Origin of the sequence: Caballeronia glathei (assembly GCF_000698595.1) — a bacterium.
GTDB classification, from domain to species: domain Bacteria; phylum Pseudomonadota; class Gammaproteobacteria; order Burkholderiales; family Burkholderiaceae; genus Caballeronia; species Caballeronia glathei.
In genome coordinates, this window is record NZ_JFHC01000347.1 from 1 (window position 1) to 311 (window position 311).

Sequence of the window (311 nt, forward strand, 5' to 3'; positions counted from 1 at the left end):
CGGGCGCTTTCAAGCCGAAGAAATCCGTGGCGCTGTCGGGCGTGACGGCCGGGAACACCGCGCTGTGCACCGTCGGCAAGACCGGCAACGACCTGCACTATCGCGGCTACGACATTCTCGATGTCGCGAGCACCTGCGAGTTCGAGGAGATCGCGTATCTGCTCGTGCACGGCAAGCTGCCCAATGCGGCCGAGCTGAAGGCGTACAAGACGAAGCTCAAGGCGCTGCGCGGCCTGCCCGCGAACCTGAAGGCGGCGCTCGAATGGATTCCGGCGTCCGCGCACCCGATGGACGTGATGCGCACCGGCGTC

At 66.2% G+C, this 311-nt stretch carries 1 protein-coding gene; it reads left to right on the forward strand.

What is annotated here, in order from left to right:
• Window positions 1–311, forward strand: a 311-nt coding sequence (locus BG61_RS39075) for a citrate/2-methylcitrate synthase (protein WP_035943966.1), incomplete at both ends; no start/stop codon positions are given.